This is a genomic window from Serratia sp. BNK-4 (assembly GCF_048685115.1).
GTDB classification, from domain to species: domain Bacteria; phylum Pseudomonadota; class Gammaproteobacteria; order Enterobacterales; family Enterobacteriaceae; genus Serratia; species Serratia bockelmannii.
This window is the reverse complement of sequence record NZ_JBLQTM010000001.1, coordinates 1,554,806-1,570,584: the sequence shown is the minus strand read 5'-3', so window position 1 is coordinate 1,570,584 and position 15,779 is coordinate 1,554,806. Positions and strand designations below refer to the sequence as shown.

Annotated in this window: 17 protein-coding genes, 1 tRNA gene and 1 pseudogene; 8 read left to right on the top strand and 11 right to left on the bottom strand. The window is 54.4% G+C overall.

What is annotated here, in order from left to right:
• Positions 1-380 precede the first annotated feature (380 nt).
• Genes ACMGGW_RS07520 through ACMGGW_RS07510 form a run of 3 tightly spaced genes read left to right on the top strand, consistent with a single transcriptional unit; the run spans position 381 to position 2,969 of the window.
• Positions 381-1,370, top strand: coding sequence for a TauD/TfdA family dioxygenase (locus ACMGGW_RS07520; protein ID WP_197770807.1), 990 nt, complete (start codon positions 381-383; stop codon positions 1,368-1,370).
• A gap of 24 nt (positions 1,371-1,394) precedes the next feature.
• Positions 1,395-2,180, top strand: a complete 786-nt coding sequence (locus ACMGGW_RS07515; protein ID WP_197770808.1) for a sulfite exporter TauE/SafE family protein — start codon at positions 1,395-1,397, stop codon at positions 2,178-2,180.
• 36 nt (positions 2,181-2,216) lie between these two features.
• A complete protein-coding gene (locus tag ACMGGW_RS07510) occupies positions 2,217-2,969 on the top strand; it encodes an SDR family NAD(P)-dependent oxidoreductase (protein WP_197832188.1) in 753 nt (250 codons plus the stop codon).
• A 618-nt stretch (positions 2,970-3,587) separates the two neighbouring features.
• Here ACMGGW_RS07510 and ACMGGW_RS07505 read toward each other — a convergent pair.
• From ACMGGW_RS07505 to uvrY, 5 genes and pseudogenes are all read right to left on the bottom strand, one after another.
• A pseudogene (locus tag ACMGGW_RS07505) lies at positions 3,588-3,946 on the bottom strand (Arm DNA-binding domain-containing protein).
• A 236-nt stretch (positions 3,947-4,182) separates the two neighbouring features.
• Positions 4,183-4,258, bottom strand: a tRNA-Gly gene (locus ACMGGW_RS07500).
• A gap of 144 nt (positions 4,259-4,402) precedes the next feature.
• Positions 4,403-4,951: a CDP-diacylglycerol--glycerol-3-phosphate 3-phosphatidyltransferase gene (pgsA, locus tag ACMGGW_RS07495; RefSeq protein ID WP_004927937.1), complete on the bottom strand. Its 549-nt coding sequence runs from the start codon at positions 4,949-4,951 to the stop codon at positions 4,403-4,405.
• Between the two features lie 58 nt (positions 4,952-5,009).
• On the bottom strand, positions 5,010-6,842 hold the full coding sequence (gene uvrC, locus ACMGGW_RS07490) for an excinuclease ABC subunit UvrC (RefSeq protein ID WP_025302361.1): 1,833 nt from the start codon (positions 6,840-6,842) through the stop codon (positions 5,010-5,012).
• Entirely contained in the window at positions 6,835-7,491 is a 657-nt protein-coding gene (gene uvrY / locus ACMGGW_RS07485; protein WP_004927947.1) for a UvrY/SirA/GacA family response regulator transcription factor, read from the bottom strand. The genes uvrC and uvrY overlap by 8 nt, the downstream gene beginning before the upstream one ends.
• Before the next feature lie 702 nt (positions 7,492-8,193).
• Between uvrY and ACMGGW_RS07480 the strand changes: the two genes are divergently transcribed.
• On the top strand, positions 8,194-8,418 hold the full coding sequence (locus ACMGGW_RS07480) for a DUF2594 family protein (RefSeq protein ID WP_004927950.1): 225 nt from the start codon (positions 8,194-8,196) through the stop codon (positions 8,416-8,418).
• 121 nt (positions 8,419-8,539) lie between these two features.
• Positions 8,540-8,881, top strand: coding sequence for a GlpM family protein (locus tag ACMGGW_RS07475; protein ID WP_025302360.1), 342 nt, complete (start codon positions 8,540-8,542; stop codon positions 8,879-8,881).
• A gap of 17 nt (positions 8,882-8,898) precedes the next feature.
• Here ACMGGW_RS07475 and ACMGGW_RS07470 read toward each other — a convergent pair whose 3' ends face one another.
• Positions 8,899-9,330, bottom strand: coding sequence for a hypothetical protein (locus tag ACMGGW_RS07470; RefSeq protein WP_025302359.1), 432 nt, complete (start codon positions 9,328-9,330; stop codon positions 8,899-8,901).
• 2 nt (positions 9,331-9,332) lie between these two features.
• On the opposite strand from ACMGGW_RS07470, the gene ACMGGW_RS07465 reads away from it, so the two are divergent.
• Together ACMGGW_RS07465 and ACMGGW_RS07460 are read left to right on the top strand one after the other, a co-directional pair.
• A complete protein-coding gene (locus ACMGGW_RS07465; RefSeq protein WP_161800801.1) occupies positions 9,333-9,602 on the top strand; it encodes a hypothetical protein in 270 nt (89 codons plus the stop codon).
• Positions 9,603-10,357: 755 nt separating this feature from the next.
• A complete protein-coding gene (locus ACMGGW_RS07460; protein WP_025302358.1) occupies positions 10,358-10,717 on the top strand; it encodes a hypothetical protein in 360 nt (119 codons plus the stop codon).
• A 40-nt stretch (positions 10,718-10,757) separates the two neighbouring features.
• Here ACMGGW_RS07460 and ACMGGW_RS07455 read toward each other — a convergent pair whose 3' ends face one another.
• Genes ACMGGW_RS07455 through ACMGGW_RS07440 form a run of 4 tightly spaced genes read right to left on the bottom strand, consistent with a single transcriptional unit; the run spans position 10,758 to position 14,347 of the window.
• On the bottom strand, positions 10,758-12,026 hold the full coding sequence (locus ACMGGW_RS07455; RefSeq protein ID WP_025302357.1) for an NAD(P)/FAD-dependent oxidoreductase: 1,269 nt from the start codon (positions 12,024-12,026) through the stop codon (positions 10,758-10,760).
• The gene (locus tag ACMGGW_RS07450; protein WP_025302356.1) at positions 12,019-12,279 is read right to left on the bottom strand and encodes a (2Fe-2S)-binding protein; all 261 of its coding nucleotides are present in this window, start codon (positions 12,277-12,279) and stop codon (positions 12,019-12,021) included. The genes ACMGGW_RS07455 and ACMGGW_RS07450 overlap by 8 nt, the downstream gene beginning before the upstream one ends.
• Positions 12,276-13,400, bottom strand: a complete 1,125-nt coding sequence (locus ACMGGW_RS07445; RefSeq protein ID WP_025302355.1) for an NAD(P)/FAD-dependent oxidoreductase — start codon at positions 13,398-13,400, stop codon at positions 12,276-12,278. Before ACMGGW_RS07445 ends, ACMGGW_RS07450 begins: the two co-directional genes overlap by 4 nt.
• Positions 13,400-14,347 carry a 4-hydroxyproline epimerase gene (locus ACMGGW_RS07440; RefSeq protein WP_025302354.1) on the bottom strand — a complete coding sequence of 316 codons (948 nt, stop codon included), beginning with the start codon at positions 14,345-14,347 and terminating at the stop codon, positions 13,400-13,402. The genes ACMGGW_RS07445 and ACMGGW_RS07440 overlap by 1 nt, the downstream gene beginning before the upstream one ends.
• A gap of 389 nt (positions 14,348-14,736) precedes the next feature.
• On the opposite strand from ACMGGW_RS07440, the gene ACMGGW_RS07435 reads away from it, so the two are divergent.
• Positions 14,737-15,591 carry an AraC family transcriptional regulator gene (locus ACMGGW_RS07435; RefSeq protein WP_025302353.1) on the top strand — a complete coding sequence of 285 codons (855 nt, stop codon included), beginning with the start codon at positions 14,737-14,739 and terminating at the stop codon, positions 15,589-15,591.
• Between the two features lie 9 nt (positions 15,592-15,600).
• Here the strand turns inward: ACMGGW_RS07435 and ACMGGW_RS07430 are convergent, their stop codons facing one another.
• The gene (locus ACMGGW_RS07430; RefSeq protein WP_153266251.1) at positions 15,601-15,771 is read right to left on the bottom strand and encodes a hypothetical protein; all 171 of its coding nucleotides are present in this window, start codon (positions 15,769-15,771) and stop codon (positions 15,601-15,603) included.
• Positions 15,772-15,779 lie beyond the last annotated feature (8 nt).

The following is a 15,779-nucleotide window of genomic DNA, read 5'->3' as shown; positions in this document are numbered from 1 at the left end:
ATCGAGCTATTTTCAGAATATTTCCTTGATTTCATTTCTTAGCCCACCCTAATTCTCGCAAAAACCGCAGGTAGCCAGAGAATTAAAATAAATAGTTTAAAATCAAAAAATTAATACCAAAGCAGGTGTTAGTTAAATCATTGTGACAGAAATTAATTGAATTTCCACAATCGATTCAATTACAGTAATTGAATCGATGCAATTAGGTTGAATTGATCGATTCATTAATGGCGTCTGCTTGAGACAAAGCAAAAAAACGTGATTTAAATCACAAAAAACAACAACAGGGAGTGCTGTCCGCAAATCAAGCGAGTCGAGCACCGAAATATGGAAACTTAGTTGAAATGGAATGCACACAGCACAATCAGGACACCGAGTCTGTGACAACGTTGGAGATCCGCCTGCCATGGGTCACCTCCAGCGCATGGCAAACGGTGTTAAGCCAGACTCCGCTGGATTTTGAATCCACCAAGGATATTTATTTTCAGCTTAAGGAGCAGGCCCAGGACATAATTGGAGCCGAACTAACTCGCCAGATCCGTACATTCGTTGAAGACCCGACGATTACTGCAATGGTGATAAGGAATTGCCCACGAGATCGTGATACTCCGCCGACACCGTACTCTGGCGTGTTGAGTCCGGAGAGCACCCCCATTGCCTGCCTCGTGAACCTCTCGCTGCAAAGCCTGTTAGGTATTCACCCCATCGTATACGAAGGTGAAAATGACGGTCGTTTATTTCGGCATGTGATTCCTTCACGAGCATCAGCTAGTCAGAAAAGTTCTCACGGTTCCCGTCTTCGGTTTTCCTACCACGTAGACAACCCAGATTTGCCGTTGTCGTCTGAGGCTGTCGGCGATATTTCGTGCTGCCCGGAATACTTGTCGTTCGTCGGCATACGCTGCGACCCACGAATCAACACCACACTAGTCAATCTTGATGAAGTCCTCAACAGCCTTCCGGATTCTATTGTGCATGAACTGAGTTTGCCGAATTTTGAAGTGCGACGCCCGGATTCTTTCGCCAGTAATCGTCGCTCGACGCCTAACCTGGCTGTGTTGGTCCGAGGGTTGGGCAACGAGTGGTTGTGTCGTTTCGATAGTGAAAACACGTACGGCACAAATACCCCTGCCGCACACGCGCTTGATGTCCTGCGAACGATGCTTGAAACCCGTAAGTTCGATAAGCCGCATCTCTTGCTACCTGGGGACTTCATGATCTTCAAGAACCAGCGGGTACTCCACGCTCGTGATGCTTTCGAGCCGCAGAATGACGGTGCAGATCGTTGGCTAATTCGTTTGTTCGCGGTCAATAGCCTGAGCCGAGTGCGCTTGGCGCGTGCAGATCATCTTTACGAAGTCCTTTCCTGAATTTTTTCTTATAGAGGTATTACCATGGAACTACTAGGAGCCTATTGGGCTGAGCATTGGATATTTGCGATTATTTTGCTGGGTACTATTGCGTTTATAGCTGGCTTTGTCGACAGCATCGCAGGTGGTGGAGGCTTGTTCTTGGTGCCGGGCTTTTTGCTCGTTGGCCTGCCGCCGCAAATCGCACTGGGCCAGGAAAAATTAGTCAGTACCTTGGGAACTCTTGCGGCGATAAGGAATTTTCTGGTCAATAGCAAGATGGTCTGGAAGGTGGCTCTTGTAGGCGTCCCATTTTCGCTATTGGGCGCGTATCTGGGGGCGAACCTGATTGTTTCAATTCCACAGGAAACTGTCGGTAAGATCATTCTTGCTTTGATCCCCTTTGGTATTCTGATTTTTCTTACACCAAAAGATCGGCCAGTACAGGAACATGTCTTGTCTCATGGAATGCTGTTTACTGTGGTGCCACTGACATGCTTGGTTATTGGCTTCTATGATGGTTTCTTCGGGCCAGGCACAGGAAGCATGTTTATTATTGCCTTTCACTACCTGCTCAAAATGGACCTGGTTTCCAGCTCCGCAAACTCCAAGACATTCAACTTTGCCTCAAACATCGGGGCGCTGGTGGCATTTGTTATTGCCGGCAAGGTGATTTATTTGCTTGCTTTGCCGTTGGTGGCCTGCAACATCCTTGGCAACCATCTGGGCAGTGCCTTGGCAATTCGTAAGGGCAATGACGTCGTGCGTAAAGCTCTAGTATTTTCGATGCTCTGCTTGTTCGCCAGTCTTGGCGTGAAGTATCTGGCCTGAGTTTCCAACGATATTTCTAACAAAGGTAGGAATAGTATGCGAACTGCATTAGTCACCGGGGCTTCAGCCGGCTTTGGTAAAGCAATCTGTCATCGGCTGATTGCCAAAGGCTATCGGGTCATAGGCGCTGCACGCCGCATGGAGAAGCTCTTGCTCCTGCGGCAGGAGCTTGGCGAACAGTTCATCCCGCTGCCGCTGGATGTCACTGATCCGCTGTCCCTCGACAAGGCGTTCGAGCAGGTGAGTGAGGCCCCGTTTTCCATTGATATACTGGTGAATAATGCTGGGCTGGCGTTGGGCATTGAGCGTGCACAGCAGAGCAATGTACAAAATTGGGAGCGCATGATCGCCACTAACATCACCGGTCTTGCCCTCGTCACTCATCGAGTTCTGCCAGGGATGGTTGAGGCTAACAGCGGACTGATCATCAACATTGGATCGATCGCCGGGACCTACCCATATCCGGGAGGTAATGTATATGGAGCCAGCAAGGCTTTCGTTAAACAATTCAGTTTGAATCTGCGCGCCGATTTGGCTGGTACCCATGTGAGAGTTACCAATATCGAGCCCGGCCTGTGTTCTGGGACTGAATTCTCGGTGGTACGACTCAATGGCAATATGGAAGCGGTCGAAGCTCTGTACAAAGATGTAAAAGCTATTGGTCCTGAGGACATCGCCAACACTGTATTCTGGATCATCCAGCAGCCGGAGCATCTGAATATCAACACGATAGAAATAATGCCGGTGGCCCAGAGCAGTGCGGCTCTCAATGTCGTACGCAACCTGTAGTGGGGTACTCGGATCAGTTGTGATCGGTATGGGATCGGAGTGGCACCCGAATCCCAGGTCGCGCTCTACTGCCAGGCTGACTACCGCATTGCCCAGCGTGAACAGCGCCATCGCCATCAACAACAGACGCTTATCCGATGATTGTTTGCCGTCCCTGTTCATATCCAGCTGCAGTTGCTTGACGATCTCCGGAGGGATGATCCAGAAACCTTGATCCAAGTGAAACTGATCAGGCGTCGCCAAGCGAAGTTCGCCCGTGCGCACACCAGTCAACATCAACAACCGTAGCACCAGCTGAGTTTGCAACTGTCCCCTGTAGGCACGGAGCTTCTGCAACAATTCAGGCAGTCCGCCCATATGCAGAAAGGGGGTTGTGTCGAACGAGGGATTTGGGCGCGGCCACTACATCAAGGTCAGACGCCGGATTCTGCTCCAGGTCCGGAACCTTAACCAGGGCATAGCGGTACATCGGGTGACGGCCGTTGTGAAAGCCCCACGGCGTTCAATGCTCTCGAGGATATCCAACAAGTCCGTACGCTTGATCTCATAGACAGATTGAGGGCCGAGGGTCAGGAGAATATCTCTGAGGAAGATTCGCTGGATCTGCTCCTGTGTGCTTTAACGGCCCGCCTTCAGACTCTTCTTGCGAAACTCGAACCATTGCTCGAACACCTTCTGGAAGGTGTGATTCTCAGCGAGAAAGGCGTGTCTGCGGTCCTGGTTTCTTTGCTTGCAGGGGTTGATGCCGCGGGCAACCAATTCACAAGCGATGTCGCGACGAGTGCGGGCTTCTTTGAGGGAGATTCCAGGGTAGTACCCAGAGACAACCATTTCTGCTTGCTGTTCCAGGAATACCGAAAGTGCCAGCTTTTGTTGCCTTCGGGTGACACGGCCAACGCGAGGCCATCAGTGTCGCCGAGTGTGCATGCCTTGGCAACGGCTTTTGCCTGCCGAATGGTGGTATCGGAAAGTGCCATGTCCAACTCCTCTGTGCCTGGTTCAGGAACAGATGGTCGGTATATCGCCCAGTGCCATACAGCAACAATGCGCACAAGCTCGCGTCCGTATTGATGGACTAAAAAATGGACTAAAAAGTGTTGGCTGGCGCTGGATTCCAGGGAAAACCTCTGGAATAAAAAAAGGGGCTTTCGCCCCTTTTTTCAATGACTTACAGACCTCAATGGAATTCCAAAGAACTCTGCAGATCAAAATTTGGAGCGGGAAACGAGGCTCGAACTCGCGACCTCAACCTTGGCAAGGTTGCGCTCTACCAACTGAGCTATTCCCGCATTACCAGAACTGACTGATTTCTTTGCTATCTTTCGGCAATTCATCGTTGTCGTCTGATGCGATGCATTCTACTTACCTGACGTGATGAGTCAATAAAATTGTTGGCGCATCACGATCGTTTGCCGATTTTTGCAGCGTATCGATCACGGTTCCAGCAGATCGTTGCGTGCCGCGTTCAAATATTGGAACATCGACCAGAAAGTCAGCACCGCCGCGATATATAGCAAACCAATCGCCACATACTCTACGGAGCGATCCGGCCGCCACAGCAGGCCCACCAGCGACATCATCTGCGCCATGGTTTTCACTTTGCCAATCCAGGACACCGCCACGCTGCTGCGTTTGCCAATTTCCGCCATCCACTCACGCAGCGACGAAATGATGATTTCACGGGCGATCATGGTGGCCGCCGGCAGCGTGATCCACCAGCTGTGGTAGTGCTCCGCCACCAGCACCAGCGCCACCGCCACCATCACTTTGTCAGCGACCGGATCCAAAAACGCCCCGAAGCGCGTTGTTTGTTTCCAGCGGCGTGCCAGGAAGCCGTCAAACCAGTCGGTGACGGCGGCAAACACAAAGATAACGGCGCAAACCATCGGAGCCCAGTTGAACGGCAGATAAAACGCCAGCACAAAGAATGGGATCAGAACTACGCGAAACAGGGTAAGCCAAGTCGGTATATTCAATTGCATAATGCTACGGTAACTATCTGGCTAGAGTGGAAATTAAGAGTATGTTGCTACATTGCCCTCAGTGTTTCAATGCATTGTAGATCTTTTCTGCCAATGCTTGTGAAATACCCGGCACTTTTGCAATTTCCTCCACGCTGGCGTTCAACAAAGGTTGCAGTCCGCCCATATACTTCAACAGCACCTGGCGCCGTTTCGGCCCTACGCCTTCAATCAGCTCCAATGCGCTGGTATTTCTGACTTTCGCCCTTCTCTGCCGGTGACCGGTAATCGCATGATTGTGCGAATCGTCGCGGATGTGTTGGATCACATGCAGCGCCGGCGAATCCGGCGGCAGAGAAATTCCCTCGCCTTCCGGGACGAAGAACAACGTTTCTAACCCGGCCTTGCGGTCGGCGCCTTTGGCAATGCCGATCAGCAATGGCTTATTCTTGTCCCAGGTGACGTTCAGCGATTTGAATACCTCGATCGCCATGCCGAGTTGCCCTTTACCGCCGTCGATGAAGATGACATCCGGGATCTTTTTCTCTTCCAGCGCCTTGCCGTAACGGCGCTTCAGCACCTGCGTCATCGCCGCGTAGTCATCGCCAGGCGTGATGCCGCTGATATTATAGCGCCGATACTCCGCTCGCACGGGGCCGTTACCGTCGAACACCACGCACGAAGCCACGGTCTGCTCGCCCATGGTATGGCTGATATCAAAGCACTCCATACGGTTGATTTCCGTCAGGTTCAGCACCTTGGCCAATTCCGCCAGCCGCTGATGAATAGTCGACTGCTGCGACAGCTTGGTCGTCAACGCCGTTGCCGCATTGGTGCGCGCCAGCTTCAGATAACGGGCGCGATCGCCGCGCGGTTTGCTTTGAATTTGGATCTTGCGCCCCGCCAACTCGGAGAGCGATTCCGCAAGCAGATCTTTTTCCGGCAGGCTGAAATCCAGTAAGATCTCGCCGGGCAGCGTGCGCGCCTGGCTGCCTTGCAGATAGAACTGGCCAACAAAGGTCTGCACCACCTCGCTCATCTCCGTACCACCCGGCACTTTAGGGAAATAGCTGCGGCTGCCCAGCACCTTGCCCTGTCGGATGAACAGCACGTGCAGGCACGCCATACCGGCATCGAACGCCACGCCAATCACGTCCAGATCGTCGCTGTCGCCCGACACGAACTGCCGCTCCGTGACGCGGCGTACGGCCTGAATTTGATCGCGAATGCGCGCCGCCTCTTCGAAATTAAGCAGTTTGCTGGCTTCTTCCATGCGCGCAATCAGCTGGTGCAATACCTGTTGATCTTTGCCTGAAAGGAACAGCCGCACGTAGTCCACCTGCTGCCGATATTCTTCTTCACTCACCAGGCCGGCGACGCAAGGCCCCAGACAGCGGCCGATCTGATACTGCAGACACGGACGTGAACGGTTGCGATACACGCTGTTTTCACACTGGCGGATCGGGAACAGCTTCTGCAGCAGCGCCAGCGTTTCGCGTACGGCGTAAGAGTTGGGAAAAGGCCCGAAATATTCGCCCTTGGCGTGTTTGGCGCCGCGATGCACCGCCAAACGGGGATGGGTATCCGCGCTGAGAAAAATCAGCGGATAAGATTTATCGTCTCGCAAAAGAACATTATATCGCGGTTGGTACAATTTAATGTAGTTATGTTCCAACAACAGCGCTTCCGTTTCGGTATGGGTAACCGTTACGTCTATTTGCGCGATATTTTTAACCAGCGTCTCGGTCTTACGGCTGCTGACCTGCTGCCGAAAGTAGCTGGCGAGACGCTTTTTCAGGTCTTTGGCTTTACCGACGTAGATCACCGTCCCCGTGGCGTCGTACATACGATAGACGCCGGGTTGGCTGGTGACGGTACTCAGGAAGGCTTTGGCATCAAAACGATCATTCACTGCTTAACAACGTCTCCGCATTGAACAATCCATGTCGGATGGCCAGGTGAGTCAATTCGACGTCGCCGCTGATATTCAGTTTGCTGAACATGCGGTAACGGTAGCTGTTCACCGTTTTTGGGCTGAGACTCAGTTGCTCCGAGATCTCATTCACTTTTTTGCCTTTGGTGATCATCAACATGATCTGTAACTCGCGTTCAGACAGGCAGCTGAACGGCGTTTCAGCCTGCGGTTCCAGCTGACTCAAGGCCATCTGCTGAGCGATGTCAGACGCGATATAGCGCTGCCCCGCATGCACGGAACGCAAGGCGTTAATCACTTCTTGCGGCGCGGCGCCCTTGCTCAGGTAACCGGCGGCCCCCGCCTGCATCACCTTCGCGGGCAAAGGATTTTCAGTATGGATGGTCAACATGATGACTTTGACGTCGGGCGCATAACGCACAATCTTGCGCGTGGCTTCCAGCCCGCCAATGCCCGGCATATTCATGTCCATCAGCACGATATCGACAGCGTTGCCACGGCACCATTTTACGGCGTCTTCACCGCACTGGGCCTCACCGACAACTTTTATACCTTTGATATCTTCAAGAATGCGTCGTATCCCTGCGCGCACCAGTTCGTGGTCATCAACAAGAAGAACGCTAATCAAGGAAAAATCTCCAAAAAAAGGGAGTAACGCAATCGGCCTCTGTTTTCGCCAGAGATATTACTTGTTTTTCAGACAAGAATGAACACAGATTAATACATACTTTCGAATAACTTTGCGGAGCAGAGCTGATTTTTCAATTTTAGCCGTCTATGCCGCCGATAAATCGTCACGTCGGAAAACATCAGGCGACGAAAATAATTCCGCGGCGCTGTACCCGACACAGGATAGCGCGACAATCATGCTGCGAGTGAGAAATCTGTGTAAGCAATCACGACATGAATAATATTAACACGGCTATTGGCTATTTGTAATCATTTGATATTTAAAGGCGTAGCAAAATCCGCTGCCAACGCGGGTCTGGCAACCCACGGTCGAAACTATTATTCCCGGCAAACGCCGCTAAAATCGGTGTACTACGCTCCAAATAATTATAATAACCCCATCGTTCAACAATAACGTGCCGGACAAATACTTGTTAACCACCTCGAAATAACTTGCCGATAGAGGATGATTCGGACAAGCAATGAGCGAACGTTGCCCACCCGCGTGACCGGAGCAAGCCCGGTGCAGATGATGGACGCATGCTATGCTATACTCCGCGCCCAGTTAAATTCGCCACCGCGCGCGACAACTGTTTAGCCCACGCGCGGTGCGCCAAAGCAGCTTGTATCAGGCTACGGCCTCAAAAAATCAGGAGAGAAAATGAGCAACGTTGATTTCACTACGTCTGCAAACCCGGAAATCTTGGCGACCGAGGTTGCCTGCCTCAAAGCTACGCTGACGCTGATCCTGAAGTCGATCGGCCAGGCCGACGCCGGGAAAGTCATCATCAACATGGAACGTTTCATTGCCCAGATTGAAGATCCGACTCAGGCGGAAATCTTCAAGAACAGCATTCAGCAAATCAAGCACGCTTACCGCCAGTAAACGTTGCCTCTCAGACCCGCGTTTCATGCGGGTCTGTTTTTCCCCGCGCTACGCAACACGCCATTGATCTTGCACAGACTTTCGGGCAGTGTGTTGACTTTCCCCCACACCCGAGACCGTTATGGGCATCCTTGTCAAAGCGCTGATCGGCGCGCTGGTCGTGGTTCTGATTGGCCTGTTGGCCAAAACGCGCAACTATTATATCGCCGGTTTAGTCCCGCTCTTCCCCACTTTTGCTTTGATTGCGCATTATGTTGTCGGCAGCGAACGTTCAATAGCGGCGCTAAAAACGACGCTGATTTTCGGCATGTGGGCGGTGTTGCCCTACCTGGTGTATTTGATTTCGCTGTATTTCCTGATTAACAGTCTGCGGCTGTCGTTAGCGCTGGGCGCGGCGGTACTGTGCTGGATTGCAGCGGCGTGGCTACTCATTACGCTGTGGGGATGGTGGCAAGGGCGTTAACGCCCTTGCCGGAAATGTTACGGCCGCCCTGCCTGCAAAACGAAGCCTCTCTGCCGATCGCCCGCGATACGCAGATAGCGGCTTTCACCGGCGCGCAGCGTCATCGGTACACTGCCGCCGGTCTCACGCCAAATACACAGATTATTCTCGATCATATCTTGCCCGATACTGACCGTAATATTGCCTGGCGGCACGCGAAATTCTGCTTTCTCTTTCGACCCCAGTGAAGCGGCGAACTCCCCATTCACATAGACGCCGGTGCGACAGCTCCCCGCTAGCATTCCGCTGTCGCGCACCACCACTACCGTAGCGTAAGGCGTATCCGGGATATTCTGATAGAGCATCAGACGGCTTGGGGGCGGCAATTCAGCCTGTTGCGGCGGTACGACTTGAGTCGCACATCCCGTCAACAGTGCAGAGGCAAATAACAACGCGGCGTAATGCTTCATCCTTGGCTCCTGAAGAAAATAATGCTTATCGTAACAAGAGAATAGCTGTCTCCAGTAGCATTCATACTGCAGAGACGAAAAAATCGGATAACTTCCCACTCACCCACAAACCGGCAGGAATAAGAAGATTCTGCATTAAAGCTATTGAAATAAAGGCGATTCTTGCAGATTTAAAACTTGACCATGCCACGTTGGATATCTGCCGCAAAAGCACCACTGACGTAACTGAAACCATCCTGCGTGACGTAAACTCGGGTATGACCGGTCTCTGATAACACCGCCACCATATATCCCAGGCTGATCATTTCATGTGATGGAACGTTCATTGGGGTTAGAAATCCGCGTCCGCGGCACCACTGATAAAAGCGAGTTCGCCCATATCCCAACACGGCCCCCACATCGGAGAGGTGCTTGAAAGTATCATAATCCTCTGATGGTGAAGGTAAACCGTCATGACTTTCAGGCGTTTTCTTTATCCCAGACAAAATAAACTCCTTTTTTGACGCTGTCGCGTACGATTACCCTTCCTCTAAAATGAATTTAAAAAATCCAAATTTAAAATGCAAATGAATTCCCTGTAACTAAAAGCCTTCCCCAGAAAAAACCCGGAAATAAAACCCCAATAAAAAAACAGAAATAAAAAAATAGAGTATTAATACCGAGTATTAAATCCTTGGCATGGGTAAATATCCTAAATAAAAATAATAGTCAGGCAAGATAAGAATATACTTAGCATGCGTATTATTTCACTCATCAAAACGATGCAATTGCGCTCGGATCATTACGGCATAAAAAGAATGAATAAAACCAGCACCACATCGACCCACCTTTGTCGTGTGGTCGCAGATCCCTACAGACTTCCCCAATGTGCCACATCCTCTCTCAACGCGGCACTTCCTCAATCATACCTAAACAATAACCATTATCATTTCCAATTATTCCGCCAGTTTATTACACTTTCCTACCTCGCCAGTTAGGAACATTCCTAGTCGGAGAGCCTCAGGACAGAGAAAGAGTTAGGGACACCATGAAGAATTACCGTTGTTTGATTGTTTTGCCGCTTTTGATGATGACCGCCTGCACCCAATGGGAAAGGCCCGGCGCGGTCGAGAGTACCCGGGATGCCGAATATGCCGAATGCCGCAGCCGCGGCTACGATCGTTTTCCGCCGGACGTGGTGCGAGACGTGGAGTTCAGCTACGAAAACAAATACATCCCTTGCGAGAAAAATAAGAAAGATTGCCCATCGGGATACCGCTATGACAAAGAGCCGTCGATTAAGACGGTGCAGACCGACCGCAATCAGTCCGCCCGAAACGCCACCATCGAAGCCTGTATGTACAGCAAAGGTTGGCGAGAGAAAACCTACTATTGGCCGCAATGGTGATGTGGCGGCGTTTGCCTAGGGTGACATGCCGCTAATCCATTCAGCCGTCGTCATCACTTCGGTTCAGCCCCAGCGCAACCAGTGTTTCCGCCCTGACCGGCGTTAAAGGCACACGCGGCGGTGGCAAAGGCCAGCCCAAAAGCTGCCTCGCCGCCGCCGCGCAGACTTTACCCTGGCATGCCCCCATGCCACAGCGGCTACTTAGCTTAGCCGTGTTCCAATCCGGCTGATGGCGGACCTGTTCCAGCGCGACGTCTTCGCAGCGGCACAGCAGCGTCTGCGGTTTGGCCAGAGAATTCATGCGTTCATCGAGCGTAAAAGCGGCCGCTGTCGCCGTGGCGAAACGCCGCCACCGCTGCCGCTGCGCCATCATAAAATCGGCTTTTTCCTTCTGACCGGTGGCGGCATAACCGGCGATGGCGCCTTCGGTGAGCGCCAATTCACTGCCGCCGATGCCGGTACATTCCCCGGCGGCATAAATTTGCGCCTGGCTGGTTTGCTGACAATGATCCACCGCTACGGCACCGTGTTCTATCCGACACCCCAGCAGCATGGCCAACTCAATGTTCGCCACCAATCCAAAACCGCAGGCTAACCTGTCGCAGGCGATCGTTCTTTGCCGCCCACCGTTATTGACGTGCACCGAGGTTAAACGGTCTTGCCCCAACGCCGCCAGCACCCGGCTACCGGCACGATAACGATGCGGCATCAGAGAAAACGCCTGATGCAGCTTGGCTGGCCAGCGCCACAAGCCGCCCGCAAACGCCGCCAACCGCCAAAGCGGTGCCTGCTCAGCCACCAGCACCACCTCGCCGCCGGCCTGTTTTACGCTGTTCGCCACCGCCAACAGCAGTGGACCACTGCCTGCTATCACTACTCGCTCACCGCGGATTGTCAGCCCTTGCTTGATTTGCGCCTGTAGACCACCGGCGCCGGTCACCCCCGGCAGCGTCCAGCCGGGAAACGGCAACAGGAGTTCACGAGCGCCATTGCATAAAATCAACTTTTGATAGCGAATCACGCCGCAGCCTTCGGCATCTTCATATGCCAATCGGTTAGCGCCACACTGCGCCACCAGCTTGCAGCCGGACTGCAGCGCAATATTTTCCTTCGTCACCACCGCCTGCCGATAGCGGTTCGCCATTTCAGGCAATGCCACCTGCGGTCCATCGCGCCAGATTTGTCCGCCTGGATGTGGATTATCATCAATCATTCGTACCTGACCACCACTTTCCGCAGCGGCCAGCGCCGCCGCCATGCCGGCCGGCCCAGCGCCGACGATCAGCACCTCACAGTCGAAGTTACTCATCATCGCTCCTCTCGATGCGCATGCCGGCTTGGCACAGCGTCTGGCACGCCAGGCGACGCAGACCGTTAATGGTCACCCGGCACTCCTGACAAATGCCCATGCCGCAAAAGGGGGCCCGTGGTTGGTGTGAAATCGACAACCGGCAACGATCGTCACCGCACAGGCTGAGTGCCGCAGCAACGCTGAGGCCAACCGGCACCCGCCGGTGCTCTCCATCGATACTCAACGAGAGCGTATTTTGTCTTTCATTCATACAGGCAGCTCCTCGACGGCAAACGCGCGCGCCGCCAAATAGGGGGAATCATCAATCTCCGGCGTTTGCCTGCCGATCTGCGCAGTAATCAGCGCGGCACTACCAAGGGCGGTTGTGACACCCAATCCCTCGTGCCCCAGCGCCAACCACAGCCAGGAATGCCGCGGATGTGCGCCCAACAACGGCAGCCCGTCGGCAGAGGCGGCGCGCAGCCCGGTCCAGCAGCGAATGATGTTCATCTGCGCCAGTGCGGGCAAGAAATGCTGCGCACGCTTGAGCATCGCCGCCAACACTGGCATGTCCAACGCCGAATCGACGGCGTCAAACTGGCGGGAAGAGCCGATCAGCCATTGTCCGGTGGGCCGTGCCTGCACATTGAATGCCACCGACGTACCGTCGCTGGCATGCGCGCTGGCGCCATATCCCAACTCCACCAGTTGATGCCGCACCCGCGGCGGGTAGCGATCGGTGATCGCCAGATGGCCCTTCTTGGCGTGCAGCAAAGCCTGCGGCAATAGGCTATTGGCCCTGAGGCCACAGGCCAGGACTACCAGTGGCGCAGCCAGGCGCCTGCCATCCGCCAGCCTCACTGCCCCTTCCTCCAATGCTGTCGCTTCGCCATGTACCACGTCGATCGCTGCACTACCGTCGTCCAACAGCCAGCGAGCCACGAGCGGCGCATACACAATGCCGTCGGCCGGCACCCGCAGCCCACCGGCCAGGCCGTGCCGCAGCATCGGCTCCACGGCGGCGATCTGCTCCGCCGTCAGCAGTTCCGCAGTCACACCCTGCTCCGCCAGCCGCGCCCGCTTTTGTTCGGCAATGCCCATTTCATCCGTTTTATCCGCCAGCCATAGCGTTCCGCAGCCGCGCCAGGCACACGCTTGCGGCATCCGCCCCGTCACTTCACGCCATAACCGCAGCGAATAAGCGCTCAACGCCAGCTCAGCCGGATTATCGTCCATGCATACCAGATGCCCCATGCCGGCGGCGGTCGCACCGGCGCGACGATCGTCCACTACCGAGACACGATACCCTTCCCGCGCCAACCGCCAGGCACAGGCAGCGCCGATGATGCCGGCGCCGATCACGATGACATCGGCTTTCTGTCCGGTGCCCATCAGCGTATTCCCCAGACAAAGGGATCGCGTTCGTCGAGCAGCAGTTGGCTATCGGCACACACATAGGCCTGCCCGCGAATAAAAGGAGTAATACGTTCGCCATTCCAGCGGTAATAGGCCTGGAATTCGCTACCGATCACGCTGACCTGCCGCCACTGCGTTTCCGGTGGCAGTTTGCCGTCCGCCGCCAGACACGCCAGTTTGGCGCTGGTACCGGTACCGCACGGAGAACGATCATAGGCTTTGCCGGGGCACAACACGAAGCTTCGGCTGTCGGCCTGCGGATCGTCACCGAACAGTTCGATATGGTCTATCACTCCGCCGTCTTCACCGCAGATGCCCGCCTGTTCCAATGTCTGCCGCACCGCCCAGGTGAACGCGGTCAATGCCTCCAGATTTTGTCTATCGATAGGTAACGGCGACTCGCCGATCAGGAAGAACCAGTTACCGCCCCAGGCGATATCCCCCGTCACCGGCCCGTATCCCCCAACCTCAAGCCGCACCTGGCGACGGTAACGATAAGCCGCCACGTTCTCCACCGTGACGCTGCCGTCGTCATGCAGCGTGGCGTTTACCGTGCCGACCGGGGTCTCGATGAGATGGCACCCGGCGTGGATGCGCCCTAGGTGCGCCAGCGAAGCGATCAGCCCGATAGTGCCGTGCCCGCACATACCCAGATAGCCGTTGTTGTTAAAGAAGATCACCCCAGCGGTGGCCTGCGGCGAGCAGGGGCGACACAGCAGCGCCCCCACCAGCACGTCATTGCCGCGCGGTTCGAGCATCACCGCGCAGCGCCAATCGTCATAATGTTGCGCGAAACGCGCCCGCCGTTCCGCCATGCTGCCCTCGCCGAGATCGGGAAACCCTTCCACGATCAGACGTGTCGGCTCTCCGCCGGTATGAGAATCGATCGCCCGCAAAGCGGTGATATGCGCAGAAAGTGCCATCGGCGTCTCCTGAGTTAATGAGATGTTACCAATGGCATTAGCCTGAACGAATGTGAGCATGGCGGCTTGATGCGTTTCGGCGCGGCGAATGAAGAAATCAGCACAGTGATAAAAGTCAGGTCTGACGCGGCGCGGGTATACGCTTAACGAATGCCATAATAATGACTTATTTATCATACTGTTATTTCCATGCTAAACCTTTATGTAGCGAGAAACACCGCAGTTTTCAAGCAACTGCCAAACTCCGCCCGGCAAAAGTATGCGGCAATCCGCATATTTAGCAGCCGGCCGGAAATAGCGCTTGCTTCGTTACAGAAAAGTTAATATTGATGCGAAAGTGCCAACCTGGCCCGCCTGTTTTTCCGGCTAACGACCGAAAAGGGACTGTTATGCGATCCACTTCAGACTATCAGCCTCCGGTTTCTCTCTCGCCGCCTTCGCTTGTTGGGTTGCCGGAGCAGGAGGACGTTTTTGCCGTCGAACATCTGTCGCGTCTGTGCGACGGACTGGCGCAACAGCGCCCGAACAACCTGCGCGATCTGCTGAATACGCTGGCGCTGATCGCGCCGTTGCTGAACGCGATCCCGAACGTGGTGTTCTTTATCAAAGACGCCCAGGCTCGCTACCTGCTGGCCAACCTCACGCTGGCCAAGCGCTGCGGTTTCAAAACCGTCACGCCGCTGCTGGGCAAGACCTCCGCCGACGTTTTTCCCGCTCAGCTCGGATCCGGCTACACCGAGCAGGATCTGCGGGTATTGCGCCACGGCGTGCTGATCCAGGATCAACTGGAGATGCACCTGTACAATGGCCGAGAAACCGGCTGGTGCCTGACGCAAAAGCTGGCGCTGTATGACGCGCAGGGAAGAATCATCGGTATGGCGGGTATTTCTCACGACCTGCAGGAGGCCAGGGCCAATCACCCGGCCTACCAACGGCTGGCGGCGATCGATGTGCATATCCGCCGCCACTACGCGCGACCGATCGCGCTTGAAGAGCTGACGGCGCTGACCGGGTTGTCGGTGGCGCAGATTGAACGCTACTGCAAACGTATCTTCCACCTCACCCCGCGCCAGATGATCCATAAAGTGCGGCTGGAAAAGGCCACGGAACTGCTGGCCGGCGATCTGCCAATCACCGACATCGCGCTACAGTGCGGCTATACCGATCACAGCGCCTTCAGCCGTCAGTTCAAAGCGATGACCGGCTCCACGCCGCGCGATTTCCGCCTGACGCTTTCCGCTTAACGCGCTGATTTACCTGGTTACCTCCCTCTCCTCACGGCGCACCGGCGCCTGGTTTTTTTCATGCCCGCTTTCCGCCGCCATTGTGCCAATTTCGTCGCGGCAATCGGCGAAAAGCGTCAAGCCTCCCTGCGCAATACCGGTCAATCTGTCGGTGAGCCTTACTAAAGATTCACTTTTCATTAACACTT

What these genes read in the sequence shown, in the direction of transcription:
- ACMGGW_RS07515 (WP_197770808.1), top strand. Translation starts at nt 1,395, where the DNA reads ATGGAACTACTAGGAGCCTATTGGGCTGAGCATTGGATATTTGCGATT.
- ACMGGW_RS07510 (WP_197832188.1), top strand. Translation starts at nt 2,217, where the DNA reads ATGCGAACTGCATTAGTCACCGGGGCTTCAGCCGGCTTTGGTAAAGCA.
- pgsA (WP_004927937.1), bottom strand. Translation starts at nt 4,951, where the DNA reads ATGCAATTGAATATACCGACTTGGCTTACCCTGTTTCGCGTAGTTCTG.
- ACMGGW_RS07480 (WP_004927950.1), top strand. Translation starts at nt 8,194, where the DNA reads ATGAGCAACGTTGATTTCACTACGTCTGCAAACCCGGAAATCTTGGCG.
- ACMGGW_RS07475 (WP_025302360.1), top strand. Translation starts at nt 8,540, where the DNA reads ATGGGCATCCTTGTCAAAGCGCTGATCGGCGCGCTGGTCGTGGTTCTG.
- ACMGGW_RS07470 (WP_025302359.1), bottom strand. Translation starts at nt 9,330, where the DNA reads ATGAAGCATTACGCCGCGTTGTTATTTGCCTCTGCACTGTTGACGGGA.
- ACMGGW_RS07460 (WP_025302358.1), top strand. Translation starts at nt 10,358, where the DNA reads ATGAAGAATTACCGTTGTTTGATTGTTTTGCCGCTTTTGATGATGACC.
- ACMGGW_RS07455 (WP_025302357.1), bottom strand. Translation starts at nt 12,026, where the DNA reads ATGAGTAACTTCGACTGTGAGGTGCTGATCGTCGGCGCTGGGCCGGCC.
- ACMGGW_RS07450 (WP_025302356.1), bottom strand. Translation starts at nt 12,279, where the DNA reads ATGAATGAAAGACAAAATACGCTCTCGTTGAGTATCGATGGAGAGCAC.
- ACMGGW_RS07445 (WP_025302355.1), bottom strand. Translation starts at nt 13,400, where the DNA reads ATGGGCACCGGACAGAAAGCCGATGTCATCGTGATCGGCGCCGGCATC.
- ACMGGW_RS07440 (WP_025302354.1), bottom strand. Translation starts at nt 14,347, where the DNA reads ATGGCACTTTCTGCGCATATCACCGCTTTGCGGGCGATCGATTCTCAT.
- ACMGGW_RS07435 (WP_025302353.1), top strand. Translation starts at nt 14,737, where the DNA reads ATGCGATCCACTTCAGACTATCAGCCTCCGGTTTCTCTCTCGCCGCCT.
- ACMGGW_RS07430 (WP_153266251.1), bottom strand. Translation starts at nt 15,771, where the DNA reads ATGAAAAGTGAATCTTTAGTAAGGCTCACCGACAGATTGACCGGTATT.